The 15,233-nt window shown below is 73.1% G+C and carries 17 protein-coding genes; 11 read left to right on the top strand and 6 right to left on the bottom strand.

Going from position 1 to position 15,233, the window contains the following annotated elements:
- The first annotated feature begins 26 nt into the window (after nucleotides 1–26).
- Nucleotides 27–527, top strand: a complete 501-nt coding sequence (locus OG386_RS06090) for a GNAT family N-acetyltransferase (RefSeq protein ID WP_328787130.1) — start codon at nucleotides 27–29, stop codon at nucleotides 525–527.
- A 59-nt stretch (nucleotides 528–586) separates the two neighbouring features.
- On the opposite strand, the gene OG386_RS06085 is transcribed toward OG386_RS06090, so the two are convergent.
- Nucleotides 587–2,389, bottom strand: a complete 1,803-nt coding sequence (locus OG386_RS06085) for a protein kinase domain-containing protein (protein ID WP_328787129.1) — start codon at nucleotides 2,387–2,389, stop codon at nucleotides 587–589.
- Between the two features lie 103 nt (nucleotides 2,390–2,492).
- Between OG386_RS06085 and OG386_RS06080 the strand changes: the two genes are divergently transcribed.
- Together OG386_RS06080 and OG386_RS06075 are read left to right on the top strand one after the other, a co-directional pair.
- Entirely contained in the window at nucleotides 2,493–3,128 is a 636-nt protein-coding gene (locus tag OG386_RS06080) for a class I SAM-dependent methyltransferase (RefSeq protein WP_328787128.1), read from the top strand.
- Entirely contained in the window at nucleotides 3,125–3,517 is a 393-nt protein-coding gene (locus tag OG386_RS06075; protein WP_328787127.1) for a hypothetical protein, read from the top strand. Before OG386_RS06080 ends, OG386_RS06075 begins: the two co-directional genes overlap by 4 nt.
- Here OG386_RS06075 and OG386_RS06070 read toward each other — a convergent pair.
- The gene (locus OG386_RS06070; protein WP_328787126.1) at nucleotides 3,501–4,481 is read right to left on the bottom strand and encodes a DMT family transporter; all 981 of its coding nucleotides are present in this window, start codon (nucleotides 4,479–4,481) and stop codon (nucleotides 3,501–3,503) included. The two genes, OG386_RS06075 and OG386_RS06070, sit on opposite strands and share 17 nt — an antisense overlap.
- Before the next feature lie 29 nt (nucleotides 4,482–4,510).
- On the opposite strand from OG386_RS06070, the gene pdxR reads away from it, so the two are divergent.
- The 4 genes from pdxR to OG386_RS06050 are packed head-to-tail and all read left to right on the top strand — an operon-like array spanning nucleotide 4,511 to nucleotide 7,722.
- Complete coding sequence (pdxR, locus tag OG386_RS06065) at nucleotides 4,511–6,040, top strand: MocR-like pyridoxine biosynthesis transcription factor PdxR (RefSeq protein WP_328787125.1); 1,530 nt, start codon at nucleotides 4,511–4,513, stop codon at nucleotides 6,038–6,040.
- Between the two features lie 43 nt (nucleotides 6,041–6,083).
- Nucleotides 6,084–6,545 carry an LAETG motif-containing sortase-dependent surface protein gene (locus tag OG386_RS06060; protein ID WP_328787124.1) on the top strand — a complete coding sequence of 154 codons (462 nt, stop codon included), beginning with the start codon at nucleotides 6,084–6,086 and terminating at the stop codon, nucleotides 6,543–6,545.
- A 41-nt stretch (nucleotides 6,546–6,586) separates the two neighbouring features.
- Entirely contained in the window at nucleotides 6,587–7,216 is a 630-nt protein-coding gene (locus OG386_RS06055; RefSeq protein WP_443053301.1) for an RNA polymerase sigma factor, read from the top strand.
- The gene (locus tag OG386_RS06050) at nucleotides 7,213–7,722 is read left to right on the top strand and encodes a hypothetical protein (RefSeq protein WP_328787122.1); all 510 of its coding nucleotides are present in this window, start codon (nucleotides 7,213–7,215) and stop codon (nucleotides 7,720–7,722) included. The genes OG386_RS06055 and OG386_RS06050 overlap by 4 nt, the downstream gene beginning before the upstream one ends.
- Nucleotides 7,723–7,743: 21 nt before the next feature.
- Here OG386_RS06050 and OG386_RS06045 read toward each other — a convergent pair whose 3' ends face one another.
- Nucleotides 7,744–8,196 carry a MarR family winged helix-turn-helix transcriptional regulator gene (locus OG386_RS06045; RefSeq protein WP_328787121.1) on the bottom strand — a complete coding sequence of 151 codons (453 nt, stop codon included), beginning with the start codon at nucleotides 8,194–8,196 and terminating at the stop codon, nucleotides 7,744–7,746.
- Between the two features lie 228 nt (nucleotides 8,197–8,424).
- On the opposite strand from OG386_RS06045, the gene OG386_RS06040 reads away from it, so the two are divergent.
- The 3 genes from OG386_RS06040 (at nucleotide 8,425) to OG386_RS06030 (ending at nucleotide 11,831) form a co-directional block, all read left to right on the top strand.
- Nucleotides 8,425–9,657, top strand: coding sequence for an MFS transporter (locus OG386_RS06040; protein WP_328787120.1), 1,233 nt, complete (start codon nucleotides 8,425–8,427; stop codon nucleotides 9,655–9,657).
- 54 nt (nucleotides 9,658–9,711) lie between these two features.
- Entirely contained in the window at nucleotides 9,712–10,140 is a 429-nt protein-coding gene (locus tag OG386_RS06035) for a GlcG/HbpS family heme-binding protein (RefSeq protein WP_328787119.1), read from the top strand.
- 62 nt (nucleotides 10,141–10,202) lie between these two features.
- Entirely contained in the window at nucleotides 10,203–11,831 is a 1,629-nt protein-coding gene (locus OG386_RS06030) for a beta-N-acetylhexosaminidase (RefSeq protein WP_328793174.1), read from the top strand.
- A 6-nt stretch (nucleotides 11,832–11,837) separates the two neighbouring features.
- On the opposite strand, the gene OG386_RS06025 is transcribed toward OG386_RS06030, so the two are convergent.
- Both OG386_RS06025 and OG386_RS06020 read right to left on the bottom strand, forming a co-directional pair.
- Complete coding sequence (locus OG386_RS06025; protein WP_328787118.1) at nucleotides 11,838–12,149, bottom strand: DUF3040 domain-containing protein; 312 nt, start codon at nucleotides 12,147–12,149, stop codon at nucleotides 11,838–11,840.
- A 113-nt stretch (nucleotides 12,150–12,262) separates the two neighbouring features.
- Nucleotides 12,263–13,081 (bottom strand): endonuclease I family protein, encoded by an 819-nt coding sequence (locus OG386_RS06020; RefSeq protein ID WP_328787117.1) that lies wholly within the window; start codon nucleotides 13,079–13,081, stop codon nucleotides 12,263–12,265.
- Between the two features lie 218 nt (nucleotides 13,082–13,299).
- Between OG386_RS06020 and OG386_RS06015 the strand changes: the two genes are divergently transcribed.
- Entirely contained in the window at nucleotides 13,300–13,866 is a 567-nt protein-coding gene (locus OG386_RS06015; protein ID WP_202197863.1) for a DJ-1/PfpI family protein, read from the top strand.
- Between the two features lie 103 nt (nucleotides 13,867–13,969).
- On the opposite strand, the gene OG386_RS06010 is transcribed toward OG386_RS06015, so the two are convergent.
- Nucleotides 13,970–14,791 (bottom strand): glutamate ABC transporter substrate-binding protein, encoded by an 822-nt coding sequence (locus tag OG386_RS06010; RefSeq protein ID WP_328787116.1) that lies wholly within the window; start codon nucleotides 14,789–14,791, stop codon nucleotides 13,970–13,972.
- Nucleotides 14,792–15,233: the final 442 nt, after the last annotated feature.

Below are 15,233 nucleotides of genomic sequence, written 5' to 3'. Positions count from 1 at the left end.
GCGCACCGGGATGCGATGCTCCCGTCGTGAGCGAACCACGCGAGGTCGTCGTCGTCCGCCGGCCGGGGCATGCCCTTTCCGCCCGGGACGGGCTGGCCGGGTTGCTGGCCGCCTACCACCTGCGCACGCAGGAGGAGAAGGGCGAGGCCGTCGCCGGCGTGGAAGGGCTGCCCGACCGCTACCGCGCGGAGATCACGGATCCGCAGGTGGCCTTCGCCGGCGACGACGTGCTGCTGGCGTCGATCGGGGACGCCGTGGTGGGCTGCCTGGTGGTGGCCGCCCCCGTGGACGGGCGGTCCGAGGTCAAGAGGCTCTGGACGGCCCCGGAGTTCCGCGGGCTGGGCATCGCCCGCCGTCTCCTCGGCGCCGCGCTGACGCATGCCGAGGAGCGCGGCCTCAGCGCGGTGCGGCTGTCGGTGTGGCAGTGGCGGGCGGGCGCGATCGCCCTGTACGAACGGCTCGGATTCACCGTCACCGGGTCGTGGGACGAGCGGGACAGGCTGGTCTGCATGGAACGTTCCGTGTGAGGGGAACGCCGCAACCGCTGAGCCGGTCCGGCCCGTCGAGCTCACGCCTCGCCCGCGGCCTACCGCTTCCAGAGGGTCACTTCGGTGAGGTACGTCGGGACCTTGTAGAGCCTGTCCGTCGAGGGCTCGACCCCGACGATCTTGACCATGGCGAGATTGCCCTTGCTGGTGACGGTGCAGAGCAGGTCGCCCTGGACGATGGCACTGTCCGCCCCGCCGAGGTCCGACTGCGGCAGCTTCTCGGGAATCGGATCGGTGGCGGCCCCGGTCTCGCACTGTTCGGGGGTGGCGCCCCTGCTCTTGCCGAACGGGGTCACGCTCTCGACGCTGTCGTAGCCCATGGCCAGCTCCCGGTCGTTGTAGCCGATGTCGCCGAACGGAGCCACCTTGGGGAAGTCGAGGTCGACCGCGTTGACTTTGCCGAACTCCCTGGGCGCGAGGAACTTCACGGGCTTGTCCTTGAACACCGCGGTGTAGGTGCGGCCGGACGCCTGGGGCGCGGGGGTCGAGCCGCTGCTTTGCGCCGCCGGCGCCGTGTCCTTCGGCGCCTCCGCCGTCCTGTCCTTGTTGTCGCCCGCGGTCTGCTGGGCGCCGCCCTCGTCGTCGTTGTGCGTGAAGTACCACGTGCCGCCCGCGGCGAGGGCGACCACCAGGATTCCGGCGCCGACGACCAGGGGCACGCGGCTGCGGCGTGCGGGGGCGGGTACCGCCTGCGCGGAAGGTGCGGAGTAGGAGGGTGCGGCGTAGGCGGGGGCGGTGGACGCGCCGTACCCAGGGTGGCCCGGGCCCTGGGTCGGTGCGTACGCCGGGGGGACCGGTCCGGGCGCCTGCGCGGGCGCCTGCGTGGGCGCGTACGCGGGCCGGACGTGCTCGGGGGCCACGGTCGGTGTGTACGCCGGCGGGGGCGGGGTCTGCGCCGGTGCCTGTGCCTGGGCCTGTGCCTGGGCCTGTGCCGACCGCTCGCGGCGGGCGATCTCCGCGGTCAGCGGCTCGGGCAGCCAGCCGTCGAAGTCACGCAGTTCCCGGCCCGCGACGCGGCCGCACCACTCGGCGAGCTCGGCCGGGCTGGGCCGCTGCGCGGCATCGGACTGCAGGCAGCGCTCCAACAGCTGGCGCAGGGGTTCCGGGTAGCCGCTCAGGTCCGGGGCCTGCTGCGGGGTGTTGGCTATCGCGGCGGCGATCGAGAGGCCCCCGCCGTCGCCGTACGGGTGGCGGCCGGTGGCCACGACCGCCGCGATCAGACCCAGCGCGAAGACGTCCGTCGCCGCCGTGACGGTCCGGCCGAGCGCGTGCTCGGGGGACATGTACTGCGGCGTCCCGATGAACCCGCCGCTGCGCGTCAGCTGGGTGGTGTCGGTGGCCCGCGCGATACCGAAGTCGATCACCCACGGGCCGTTCGAACCGAGCAGGATGTTGCTCGGCTTGAGGTCGCGGTGCACCACCGAGGCTGCGTGAACGGAGTGCAGGGCCTGCGCCGTGCAGCCGATCAGCTGGAACACCGCGGGCAGCGGCAGCGAACCGTGCGCGGCGAGAGCGTCGTCGAGCGCCAGGCCCGGTACGAACGCGGTGGCCAGCCAAGGCCGTTCACCACTGGTGTCGTGGTCGAGCACCGGTACGATGTGGTAGCCCTGCACGCGGCGGGCCGCCTGCACCTCGCGTTCGAAGCGGACCCGGAAGTCCTGCTCCTGGGCGAACTCGCGGCGGATGACCTTCAGGGCGATCGGCTGGTTCCCGCGGGTCCGTGAGAGGTAGACGGAACCCATACCGCCTTCGCCGATCTTCGCGAGCAGCCGGTAACCGGAGATCTCCTGCGGATCCTCCGGCCCGAGCGGTCTCAGTACGGCGTCGTCGGCGTTGGACATGGACTCCCCCTTGATGATCACTGGCCTCAGATCCTAACGGGGGCGTCGCCTGCTACGGCACCGCGCCAGTACGGTGGTGCTCCGAAGACGAAGGGGCGGTCCGATGGGTCAACGCAAGTCGGCGGCAGAGGTGTTCGACGCTCTGGGGGAGCGCTACGAGGAGGTGTTCGGGCGGGTTCCCGGCCAACTGGCGGCCCTTGACTGGCTCACCGACCGACTGCCCTCCGGAGCACGGGTGTTGGACGTCGGCAGCGGTACGGGACGGCCCACCGCCGAGACGCTGGTGCGGGCCGGCTGCGCCGTCACCGGCATCGACGTCTCGGCGGCCATGGTCGAACTGGCCCGCGCCAGAGTCCCGCAGGCCCGCTTCGAGCAGGCCGACGTACGGACCTACACGCCCGAGCGGGCCGGCTTCGACGCGGTGTGCTCCTTCTTCCCGCTGCTGGTGATGGACCAGCCGGAGGTCGCGGGGGCACTGGACCGCATGGCGTCCTGGGTCGCGCCCGGCGGGTACTTCGTGATGGCCACGGTGCCGGGGGACATCCGGGGCCTGGACATCGAGTGGATGGGCCACGAGGTCACCGTCAGCAGCCTCTCCACGGCGGACCACCTGGCCCGGCTCGCCGACCTGGGCCTGGAGGTGCTGCACCACCACACCGCGCACTTCCAGCCCGCCGACGACCGGGCGGTCCCGGAGGAGCACCTCTTCTGCTACGCGCGCCGGAGCGTGGGTTCATGATGGAGCCGGACCCCGAGTGGGACGCCATCGTCCGGCACGCGCCGATGTCCGACAGCCATTCCCGGTGCACCGACTCCTGGGTTCCCCCGGTCGAGGAGCTGCTGTGGCGCACGGCGCGGGCCAGTGCGCTCGTGCGCTTCTTCCCCTTCTCCAGCCACAACTGCCTGCGCCTCGCGACGAGCTCCGATTTCGCGACCGCCGAAACCCTGGGCCCTTGCATCGTGTACTGCTACGACGACTTCAAGGCCCCGGACCGCAGGCCGGAGTACTGGGTCCGGGACGTCTGGCCGCAGGACCCGTCACGCGAGCCCGTCCTGCGGACCTACGACGTCGACGCCGCGGTACGCGAGCTGGAGCGGCTGACCGCGGACTTCACGCCGGCGGCGTAGGCGTGGACCGCTGGGCGCGGTCGGGGCGCAGGCCCGCGCCCAGCCCCGCGATCACCACCAGCAGGCCCAGCCACACCGCCGGGCCGGGGACCCCGCTGCCGGTGAGGACCCCCGCACCGGCAGCGGCCAGGGGCGCGATCCCGGTCAGCAGGCCGGCGCGGCCGGCGCCGACGGCGGCCACCGTGCGGTACCAGAGCAGGAAGGCCACCGCCGTCACCATGACGGCGAGGTAGCCGACGGCCGCCCACGGGGTCCGCCCCAGCGACGACAGCCCGGCGGTGCCCTCGAAGACGACGGTGAGCCCCGCCAGCATCAGCGCGCCCAACCACACCGCGTGCACGGACACCCCCCACGCCCCGTGCCGGCGCAGCACCGGCACCGCGAGCAGGGTGAAGGCGGCCTCGCAGCCCAGCGCGAGGGCCGCCCAGGCCACTCCCGCGGCGTCCGTCCGGCCCGTTCCCTCGACCAGTACCGCTCCGGCCACCACCACCGGAGCCGCCAGCAGCACCCGACGGCTGGGCCGTCGCCCTTCCAGGACGGGGCCGAGCAGACCCAGCAAGATGGGTACGGAGGCCACCGCGACGGCGATGACGGCCGGTTCGGCGTGCGCGACCCCGCGGACCACGGCCACGTTGAACAGCACCAGCCCGGTCGCAGCGATCCCCGCCAGCCACAGCCACTCCCGTCCGCGCGGCCGGTGGATCGGCACCCGGGCGACCCGGGCCAGACCGAACAGCAGCAGCGCGGCGGCCGCGTACCGGACGGCCTGGGTGGCGAACAGCGGGGCGTCGACGAGCGCCCGCGAGACGGTGACGCTGCTGCCGACCAGCGCCATCCCCACGATCCCCGGAACCAGGTCACGCAGCGCGGTGGATCCGGCGGGAGAGGCGGTGGCGGTGGTCGAGGCGGAGGCGGTGGTCGAGTCGGACGAAGGGGCGGCGGTGGAAGCGCGCGGTGTCTGCATGGGATCCAGCGTGGCCGCACAATGGCCCCATGAGCAGGTCCAAAGAAGGCGTCACCCAGGGGTCCAAAGGCCCGAGCGGCTCGGACTTCCTCCAGCTCGACGTCGGCCAGGCTCCACCGGGCGGCCGCACCGAATGGCTGGCGGGCCGGCTCCGCGCAGCCATCGCCGACGGCACCCTCCCGATCGGCAGCCGGCTCCCGGCCAGCCGTGTCCTCGCCGCCGAACTGCGCGTCTCCCGGGGGCTGGTCACCGAGGCCTACCAGCGCCTCGCCGAGACCGGCCAGGTCAGCGGCCGCGGCCGGGGCGGCACCGTGGTCGTCGCCGCCCCGCCGCCGGTGGCCGTCCCCTCCCGCCCACCGGAGCGCGGTGGGCTCGTCGACGCCCTGCGCGCCGTGCCGTGCCGGATCGACCTGTCACCCGGGGTCCCCGACCTCACCGCCTTTCCGCGCACGGCCTGGCTGCAGGTGGAGCGCCGGGTCCTCGCCTCGCTCACCCCGGCCGACTTCGGTTACGGGAACCCCCAGGGCGCGCCCGCACTGCGCGAGGCGGTCGTCGGCTGGCTGGCCCGGAACCGGGGGATCCGGGCCGACCCCGACGAGGTGGTCGTCGTCGCGGGCGTCGCCCAGGCGCTGGCGCTGCTGGCGCACGTCCTGCGGGAGGAAGGCGTCCACCGGATCGCGGTGGAGGACCCGGGCTCGCTGGGCGCCCGGCAGCAACTGGAGTACGGGCTGATGGAGACGGTCCCCGTACGGGTGGACCAGGCCGGGCTGGACGTGGCCGCGCTGAGGGCGAGCGGGGCGGGGGCCGTCCTGCTCACCCCGGCGCACCAGTTCCCGACCGGGGTCGTCCTCGACGGCGAGCGCCGCCGGGCCCTGCTCGGCTGGGCGGCCGCCGGGGGGCTGGTCATCGAGGACGACTACGACGCCGAGCACCGCTACGACCGGGCCCCGGTCCCCGCGCTGCGCGCCCTGCTGCCCGAGGCGGTCTGCTACGCCGGCAGCGTGTCCAAGCTGCTCGCCCCCGCCCTGCGCCTGGGCTGGCTGTTGGTCCCGCCGCGCCTGCGCGACGCCGTGACCGCCGCCAAGCGCTACGCCGACCTCGGCAATCCGGTCCTCGCCCAGTTGGTCCTCGCCCGGCTGATGGACTCGGGCGAGCTGGAACGGCACCTGCGCTTCGTCCGGCGCCGCCACCGCCGCCGCCGCGACGCCATGCTCCGGGCCGTCGCCGAGCTGCTGCCCGGCGCCCGGGTGCACGGCGCGGCGGCCGGGCTGCACCTGATGGTCACCTTCGACGGTGCCGGCTTCGACGACACGGCCCTGGCCTCGGCGGCCCTGGCCCTGGGGGTCAAGACCCACCCGCTGTCCTGGCACCGGGTCCGGCCCGGCCCGCCGGGTCTGATCCTCGGCTACGCGGCGGGCTCGGCCGGAGAGATCGAAGAGGGCATCGCCACCCTGGCCACGGCCCTGGAGGGGGTCCTGGACGGGCCCCCGGAAACCGGTCGGAAAGTTTTTCCGGAACGGCGGCAACCTCCCGGGGGGTCGCGCGTCGTGCGGGGGTGAAGGGCGCAGAACCGCGTCCTCGACCCGACCGTGGAGAACCACCGTGAAGAACCCCAAGCGCGTCCCCCCGGCCTTCCGTCGGACGGCCGTCACCGCTGCCGCCGCCGCAGTGGCCGTCGCCCTCGCCGGTCCCGCCTTCGCCGCGAGCGGCGGCTCGGCCGCGCCCTCCCCGTCGGTCAGCGTGCCGGCCAGCGCGTCGCCCACCGCGGGCGGGCCCAAGCCCTCCCCGTCGGTGAGCACCCCGCCGAGCGCGGGCTCGGGCACCGGGAGCGCGTCCCCCAGCGCCGCGCCCGGTGTCCGTCCGTCGGCCCCCTCGGACGCCCGGCCCAGCGCGTCGCCCTCCGAGCCGGGCGCCGCACCTGCCGCACCGGCCGCACCCGGCGCGGCGGAGCTCGCGCATACTGGCTCCTCGGCGACGACCATCGCCATGGGGGCGGGGGCCACGGTTCTGGTCCTCGCCGGCGCGGGAGCCCTGTACGCCGTACGGCGCCGCGCGAACAGCTGAGGAACCCCGTGCTCCAACTCGCTTCACCCGGCGGCCCCCTCATGCCCGGCTTCGGCCGGGCGTGGCGGGGCCTTTGGTCGTTGCTGCGCCGGGACCGTTCCGCCCCGCCGGCCTCCCCGCGGTCGTACGGCTCCTCGTACGGTTCCTCGTCGCCCTACGACCGCACGGACCACGGCGACCAACGGCCGCCCACCGTCACCGAGCTCTACCACGCGCACCGTTTGCGGATGGTCCGGCTCGCGGTGCTGCTCGTCGACGACCTGGCCACCGCCGAGGACGTGGTCCAGGACGCCTTCACGGCCCTCTACCGGCGGCACGGGGAGCAGATCGCCGAAGTCGACAACGCGCTGGGCTACCTGCGCACCGCGGTGGTCAACACCTCGCGCTCGGTGCTGCGCCGTCGGCGCACCGTCCGGGCCTGGACCCCGCCCGCGGCTGCCGACATACCGTCCGCCGAGGACCACGTGGTCCTGGACGAGGCGCACCGCGAGGTGCTCGCCGCGCTCGGCCGGCTCACGCCGCGCCGCCGTCAGGTGCTGGTGCTGCGGTACTGGGCCGACCTCAGTGAAGCGGAGATCGCGGCCACCCTCGGGATCAGCCGGGGAGCGGTGAAGTCCAACGCGAGCCGCGGCCTGGACGCCCTGGAACGGATTCTGGAGGGACGGATATGACGCGTGACGGCGAACGCCTCGCCGAGCGCCCCGTCGAGCGCCGGCTGCGACAGGCCCTCGACGCGCGCGCGGACAGCATCGACGTCCGCCGGCTGCGGCCCGCGGAGCCGCCCGGGGCGCACCTGGGACGGCTGCCGATGGCCGGGCTGCGGCGGTTCGCGCTGCCGTTGGCCGGCCTTGCGGCGGCGGCGGCCGCCGGGATCGGGTACCTGCTGCTCGCCCCGGATCCGTCGCCCGAGCCGGGGCCACCGGCCACCCCGCCGCGGATCACGGCCCCCGGCCCGTCTCCGCAGGACCCGACGTCACCCGCCCCTCAACCCTCCGGATCCGGGCGGCGGACCCCGTCCGTGTCCTCGCCCCCCACCGGGGCGGTGAGCCCGTCCCCGTCGGTCCCGTCCTCACCCAGGGCATCGAGGTCGGGGGCGGAGCCCCCGTCGGCGAGCCCGTCCGCCGCGCGGGGAGGCGTCACCACCTCCTCGCCCCCGCCGAGCCCCACTCCGCGGTAGCCCTGCCAGGGGGCCGCCCGGTCAGCTCCGGAGGTTCTCCACCGCGGTGACCAGCGGGGCGAGTTCAGGGGTGCGCGAGGCCTCGTCCAGGGCCTCGCGCAGGGCGGTGTCGTTGGTGGGGCGGGCCGCGGCCAGGAGGGTCAGGCCCGCCTCGCTGACGTCGGTGTAGATGCCCCGACGGTCGGTGTCGCAGATGTAGCGGTTCAGCAGGCCGCGGTCCTCCAGCCTGCTCACCAGCCGGGTCGTCGCGCTCTGGCTGAGCACCACCGAGTCGGCGACCTGGTGCATCCGGAGGTGACCGCCCGGGCCGTTGTGCTGGCGGCTGAGGACGTCGAGCAGCGAGTACTCGCGCACGCTCAGGCCGTGGCCGGCCTGCAGGGCCCGTTCGATGTGCGCCTCGATCCGCCCGTGCAGGAGGGAGAGGGCGCACCAGCCCTGGGAAAGGGCGGTGAGCGCGCTGTCCGTGGCCGTCATGGGCTCCTCCGTCGAAGCGTCCAGGGCTGGGGTGTGTGACCACCAGGATAGTCCACATGCGCAATAGCCCGCGCTTGCAAATATCCCGCGCCTGCAATTAACGTTGAGCGCATGCAAGCGGCGACCGCAAGCAATCGCCCTCGACCGCGATCGTTCGCCCTCGACCGCGATCACGCCGTCGCCCCGCCGCACCCCGCACCACCCCCTCCCCTGAAGGACACCTCCCCCATGCCTCTCGCACTCCTCGCCCTCGCCGTCGGGGCCTTCGGGATCGGCACCACCGAATTCGTGATCATGGGCCTGCTCCCCGAGGTCGCCGGCACGTACGGGGTCTCGATCCCCGCCGCGGGCTTCCTGGTCACCGGCTACGCCCTCGGCGTCGTCCTCGGCGCGCCCCTCATGACCGTGCTCGGCACCCGCATTCCCCGCAAGCGCATGCTGATGCTGCTCATGGGCCTCTTCGTCGCGGGCAACGTGCTCTCCGCCCTCGCCCCCGCCTTCGGCGTCATGCTCGCCGGACGCGTCGTCGCCTCACTCGCCCACGGCGCCTTCTTCGGCATCGGCGCGGTCGTCGCCGCCGAACTCGTCGCCCCCGAGAAGAAGGCCGGCGCCATCGCCATGATGTTCACCGGACTGACCGTCGCCAACGTCGTCGGCGTCCCCCTCGGCACGTTCGTCGGGCAGACCCTCGGCTGGCGCGTCACCTTCCTGATCGTCGCCGCGCTCGGCGTCGCCGGTCTGCTCGGCATCGCCCGGCTGGTACCCGAGCTGCCCCGGCCCGAGGGCGGGGTGCGGACCCGCAGCGAGCTCGCCGCCTTCCGCAACGTCCAGGTGCTGCTCGCGATGGCGATGACCGTCCTCGGCTTCGGCGGCGTCTTCGCCGCGATCACCTACATCACCCCGATGATGACCGACGTCGCAGGCTTCGCCGACACCTCCGTCACCTGGCTCCTCGTCCTCTTCGGCCTGGGCATGGTCGCCGGCAACCTCATCGGCGGCCGGTACGCCGACCGCGCGCTGATGCCGATGCTGTACGTGGCCCTGGGCGCCCTGGCCGTCACCCTCGCCGTCTTCACCTTCACCGCCCACACCAAGGTCGGCGCGGCGCTCACGCTCGTACTGATCGGCGCCCTCGGCTTCGCCACCGTCCCGCCGCTCCAGAAGCGGGTCCTGGACCAGGCTGCCGGGGCGCCCACCTTGGCCTCGGCCGTCAACATCGGCGCCTTCAACCTCGGCAACGCCCTCGCCGCCTGGCTCGGCGGGCTGGTGATCGCCGCCGGCCTCGGCTGGACCGCCCCCAACTGGGTCGGTGCGGCGCTGGCCGCCTCCGCCCTGGTGCTCGCCCTCGCTTCCGGCGCGCTGGAACGCCGTACGGCGCGGCGCGCGGCCCGCGGCGACCGGGGCCCGGCCGTGGCGGCCGGTGCACCCGCGGCCACCGCGGCCGTCCCCGCCCACCACTGATCCGCCTCCTTCCCCCCGTACGCACGCACCCCCGCCCGCAAGGAGAAGCACCGCATGTCCACCCCCACCCGCACCGCCGTCGCCCCGCTGACCACCGAGGACGCCGAGCTGCTCGTCGCCACCGCAACGGCCGCCGCCGGAGCGGCCGGGGCCACGGTCAGCGTCACCGTCCTCGACGCTGGTGGCCACCTCCTCGCCTTCCGCCGCGACGACCGCGCCGTGCTGATCTCCGGCGAGACCAGCACCCGCAAGGCCTACACCGCGCTCCAGCTGAACGCGCCCACCGCCGACCTCGTCGATGCCGTCCGGCCGGGCGGCCCCTTCCACACCCTGCCCACGGCCCTCGACCGACCGCTGCTGTTCATCGCGGGCGGGCTGCCCGTCCACCGCGACGGCCGGCTCATCGGCGCCATCGGCGTCGGCGGCGGCGCCCCCGAGCAGGACCACGGCTTCGCCGCCGCCGCGCGGGACGCCCTCGTCTGAGACCGCCGGGTCGCGCGCCCGTGTCCCCCGTGCCACGTTGGTACGGGGGACACGGGCAGATGATGAGCACACCGAGACGGCACACGAGGGTCCGCACCATCGCGACGGCAACGGTCGCCGCGCTGGTCACCCTTGCCCTCCCGGGCTGCACGGCCGCCTCGGACGAGGCGCGCGCCCCCGGTGACCCGGGTTCCTCCACCGCCTCCGCCACGGCGGCGGTCCCGGCCGAGGCCGCCCCCACCCCCACGCCGAGCCCGACCTACCCGTTGTCCACCGCTCCGCGCACCATCCCTGCGGTACGGGAGCACGTGCCCGCCCGCGGGCCCGGCTGGAAGCCCACCCCCGAAGCCCGCGTGGTCGTCTCCCCGGACGACACCGCAGCGCTCTCCGACGAAGCCAAGCTGCTCGCCGGCGAACTGCGCATCGGATACGGGGCGTCGGCGGCGCCGCGCGCCGGCGACGTGGAGCTGTCCCTGGACGCGGGCGCCTCGGGAGGGCCCGAGTCGTACACCATGGACGTCAAGGACGGCCGCGTCCGGATCAACGGCCCCGACCAGGCCGGAGTCTTCTACGGCACCCGCACCCTCAAGCAGGCGGTCAAGGGCGCCGGTTCGGCCCCCGAGGGCACCGTGCGCGACGCCCCCGCGAAACCCCAGCGCGGCCTCAACCTCGACGTAGCCCGCAAGCACTTCAGCCCGGACTGGATCGAGGACCGGCTGCGCGAGATGGCCGACCTCAAGCTCAACCAGCTCGGCCTGCACTTCTCCGACGACCAGGCCTTCCGCATCCAGTCCGACACGCACCCCGAGATCGTCTCCACCCCGCACCTGACCAAGGCCCAGGTCCGCGAGATCAACGCGCTCGCCGCCCGGCTGCACATCACGGTGGTCCCCGAGATCGACTCGCCCGGCCACCTCGGCGCGGTCCTGCGCGCCCACCCCGACCTGCAGCTGCGCGACACGCAGGGGCGGGCCGTCAAGGGGGCCGTGGACATATCGAACCCGGCCTCCGCCAAGCTCGTGGACGAGCTGCTGCGCGAGTACCTTCCGCTCTTCCCCGGAGGGGCCTGGCACCTGGGCGCCGACGAGTACCAGGCGCTGGTCTACCGCGACCCGCAGGCCTCCTTCCCCCAGCTCGCCCGGGCCGCCCAGCAGCGGTACGGGCCCTCGGCGCGGGTCCAGGACCTGGCGACGGGCTGGCTGAACGACCGCGCCGCCGTGGTCCGGCCGTCGGGCAAGGCGCTCAAGGCGTGGAACGACGGGTTCTTCGCGGGCGGGGTGACGAACGCCGCCAAGGACATCCAGGTCGAGTACTGGACCGGCAAGGAGAACGGCGCCCGGCCGCCGCTGGAGTACCTGCGCGAGGGCCGCAAGCTCGTCAACCTCAACGACGAGTTCCTCTACTACGTGCTGGGGGAGCCCAACCAGTTCACGTACCCCACCGGGAAGCGGATCTACGAGCAGTGGACCCCGCTCGTCCTGCGCGGCACGACCCCCGTCCCGGCCTCGTACGGGCCGCAGATCCTGGGCGGGCGCCTCGCCGTCTGGAGCGACCTGGCGGGTGCCCAGACGCAGGCCCAGGTGGCCGCGGGCATCCAGGCTCCGCTGGCAGCGCTGTCCCAGAAGGTGTGGGACGCACGCACGCCCCAGCTGCCCTGGCCCGACTTCAAGGCCCTCGCCGACCGGCTCTGACCGGTCCTACGGCCGCGCCGTGCGGTCGACGCGCGCGCGGCGGCGCTGGAGACACTGGCCGACCAGCGGCAGAGCCAGAACCACCGCAGACGTCCAGACGGCGGCGAAGACCCAGATCAGGAGCCGGGAGACGGTGAGCGAGGCCGCCACGAACAGCACCGCCGCCGCCGCACCGAGCAGCCAAGCGGCCACGATGCGGTGACGCCGGTGCGACGTGGCGGACCGCAGGATCCGGTCGAGGGAACGGTCACCCTTGAGTTCGGCCTCGATCGCCGAGAGGGCGCGCTGCTCGCGATCGGAGAGTCCGGCTCCGTCCATCACGGCGTACCTCCGCCGGCTGCTGCCGTCGGGCGCGGGTCGCAGCCTCTGGCCAGGGAATACCCTGCCTGACGCGGCCCAACCCCGGAGGACGCCGTGACTGCGGGCCCCGGTCACCAGATGGAGTTGACCCACTCCGGGTGGTCGATGAAGGGGTTGCGGTTGTGCTGGTACCGGTCGAATATGACCTGGTTGCGGCGCTGCTCGAAGGCGTCCGGCGGGTCCATCTGGTTCCACTGCTTCAGCAGGCTGATCCGGCCCATCGCGGGGGCCGAACCGTTGTTGACCTTGTCGTTCAGCTCCAGGTTCGCGAAGCCGTCACCACCGTCGTAGCGGACGGCCATGTACAGCAGCATCCGCGCCACGTCGCCCTTGACCGCGTCGCGCGGCTCGAAGGAGTCGGCGTCGGTCCGGCTGCCCGGTGCCTCGCTGACCGGGCTGCCGCCCTTGTCGAAGTCCTTGTTGCCCCGGGTGCTGTTGACGGTGACGTCCTCCGGGCGCAGGTGGTGCAGGTCGGTGCCCGGGCCGGTGGCGGTGCCGAAGTCGCCGTGGCTCTTGGCCCAGACGTGCTCGCGGTTCCAGTCGTTGGCGCCGCCGCCGTTCGTCGCCTTGGACTGGGAGCGGCCGGAGTAGACCAGGATGACGTTGTTGGGGTTCGCCGGGTCCTCGTCGGTCACCTTCAGGGCGTTCCACACACCCTCGTAGGACACCTTGGACTGGGTCTTGATGATGTCGTGCAGGGCGGTCTTCAGCGCGGGCCCGGTCTTGCCCTGGGCACTCGCGTAGTAGTCCGCGTACGGGTCCGCCGCGGCGGCCGTCGGGTTCTCCCCGGCGGCTTGGCGCTGCTGGCCGGCGGACGCGGCCGCCGGTACGGCGAACAGGGCGGCGGCGGCGAGGCCGGCAGCCCAAGGGGTCAGGCGCGAGATTCTCATCGGGTGGGGGGTACCTCTCCATACGCACCGTCCCCGCCCGGGGAATTGGCGGAGTGTCAGTGGCAGTGCGAGGGTCACATTGTCATGTGCCCAACAGGTGAAAACCATGTGTCGAGAGTGGGTGATCTTCGTGTGTGCCGGCCGCGCGCCGCGGGCAGGGTAGCGGTGGCCCCCGGTGGGGCCTCAGCGACCGTGACCAGCCCCATCTGGAGCAGCCCATGGCAGTGAAGATCCTCATCGTGACCGGCGACGCGGCCGAGTCGCTGGAGGTCCTGTATCCGTACCAGCGCCTGCGCGAGGAGGGGTACGAGGTCCACATCGCGGCGCCGCAGGTGAAGAAGCTGCGGTTCGTGGTCCACGACTTCGAGGAGGGCTTCGACACCTACACCGAGAAGCCCGGCTACACCTGGCCCGCCGACCTGGCCTTCGCGGACGTCGTCACCGAGGACTACGCGGCCCTGGTCGTCCCGGGCGGCCGGGCGCCGGAGTACCTGCGCAACGACCCCGAAGTGCGCCGGATCCTGGCTGCCTTCGCGGAGTCCGACAAGCCGATCGCCCAGATCTGCCACGGCCCGCTCATCACGGCCGCGGCCGGGGGCCTGGCCGGCCGTCGGGTGACCGCGTACCCGGCGCTGGAACTGGACATGAAGGCGGCCGGGGCCGAGTTCGAGGACTCCGAGACCGTGGTCGACGGCACCCTCGTCTCGGCCCGGGCCTGGCCGGACCACTCGCGTTGGATGCGGGAGTTCCTGACGGTGCTGCGCGGCAAGGCCCCGGTGGCCTGAGCGGGCCCACGGACCACGCGGGCGGCCGTGACCCCGTACGAGGGGTCACGGCCGTCGGGTCGTGTCGGCGGGAGGTCGGGCGCGGCCGCCGCCGCGGCGGACGTCAGCTCACGGGGGTGATCGCCGGAGCCGGCTCGTACCGGTAGTTCTCGCCGAAGTTCTTCTTCACGGCCGCCTCCCAGGAGCCGTCCGCGACCATCTTCTTCAGCGCGTCGTTGATCTTCCGCTGGAGCTCCTTGTTGCCCTTCTTGACACCGATGCCGTAGTTCTCGTTGCTCAGGTTCTGGCCGAGCAGCTTGAACTTGTTCTCGCTGCCCTTGCGGGCGGCGTACCCGGCCAGGATGGAGTTGTCGGTGGTCATGGCGTCGACCCGGCTCTCCTGGAGCGCGACGACGCAGTCCGCGTAGCCGGCCATCTCCAGCAGGCCCGCCTTGGGGGCGAGGTTCTTGCGGAGGTTCTCGGCCGAGGTGGAGCCGGAGACCGAGCACAGGCTCTTCGAATTGAGGTCTTCGGCCTTGGTGATCGAAGCGTCGCCGGCGCGCGTCATCAGGTCCTGGTGCGCGACGAAGTACGGTCCGGCGAAGTCGACCTTCTCCTTGCGCTTGTCGTTGATCGAATAGCTCGCGACGACGAACTTGACCTCGTTGTACTGGAGCAGCAGTTCGCGGTCGTTGCTGTAGACCTGCTTGAATTCGATCTTGTTCGACTTGTAGCCGAGTTCCTTGGCCACGTACGTGGCGACGTCGACGTCGAATCCGGAGAAGGTGCCGTCGGTCTCCCGCAGGCCTATGCCGGGCTGGTCGAACTTGATGCCGATGGGGAGGGTCCCCTCCCCCTGGTCCCCATCGTCGAAGACGCCGCACCCGGAGGCGGTCAGGGCGATCGCGATCACTGCGGCGACCGCACCGGCCTGGGGAACCTTCATGCTGCACTCTTTCCTGGGGGAACGCGGGACGCCACCGGGATTGCCGGGGCGCGTGGAACCGCGCGAATGTGGGGGACGTCTGGACGCGTGTACGAGGAAGCTAGGAAGCAGAACGGCTTATCGTCACTAGATTTGAGCAAAACTTGAGGATAACGATCCGGACAGTCGTCGATCGCGCGGTTGGCGCAGGTCGGAACGGGGGAAAGGGGCGGCGCGACGGTGGGTCCGGTGCGACCGGACGGAAATGCTCCGCTATTGGGTGAAGGGGTGTAAATCGGTTTTGTCCGTAAGGGGCGGCCGTTCGCATCCGGTACGCGCGCATTCCCGCCGCGACCGGGGGATTTCCGCCGCGGCGCGCGGCGGACCGCGGCGAGCCGGGCCGGATGGTCGAACCGGCCGAAGTGGCCGGAAGCGTGCGGTCGTTCGAGCCGGGCCGGGGGGC

Origin of the sequence: Streptomyces sp. NBC_00273, assembly GCF_036178145.1 — a bacterium.
Taxonomy (GTDB): domain Bacteria; phylum Actinomycetota; class Actinomycetes; order Streptomycetales; family Streptomycetaceae; genus Streptomyces.
The sequence above is the reverse complement of the archived record's forward strand: the minus strand, read 5'-3'. Positions and strand labels throughout refer to the sequence as shown.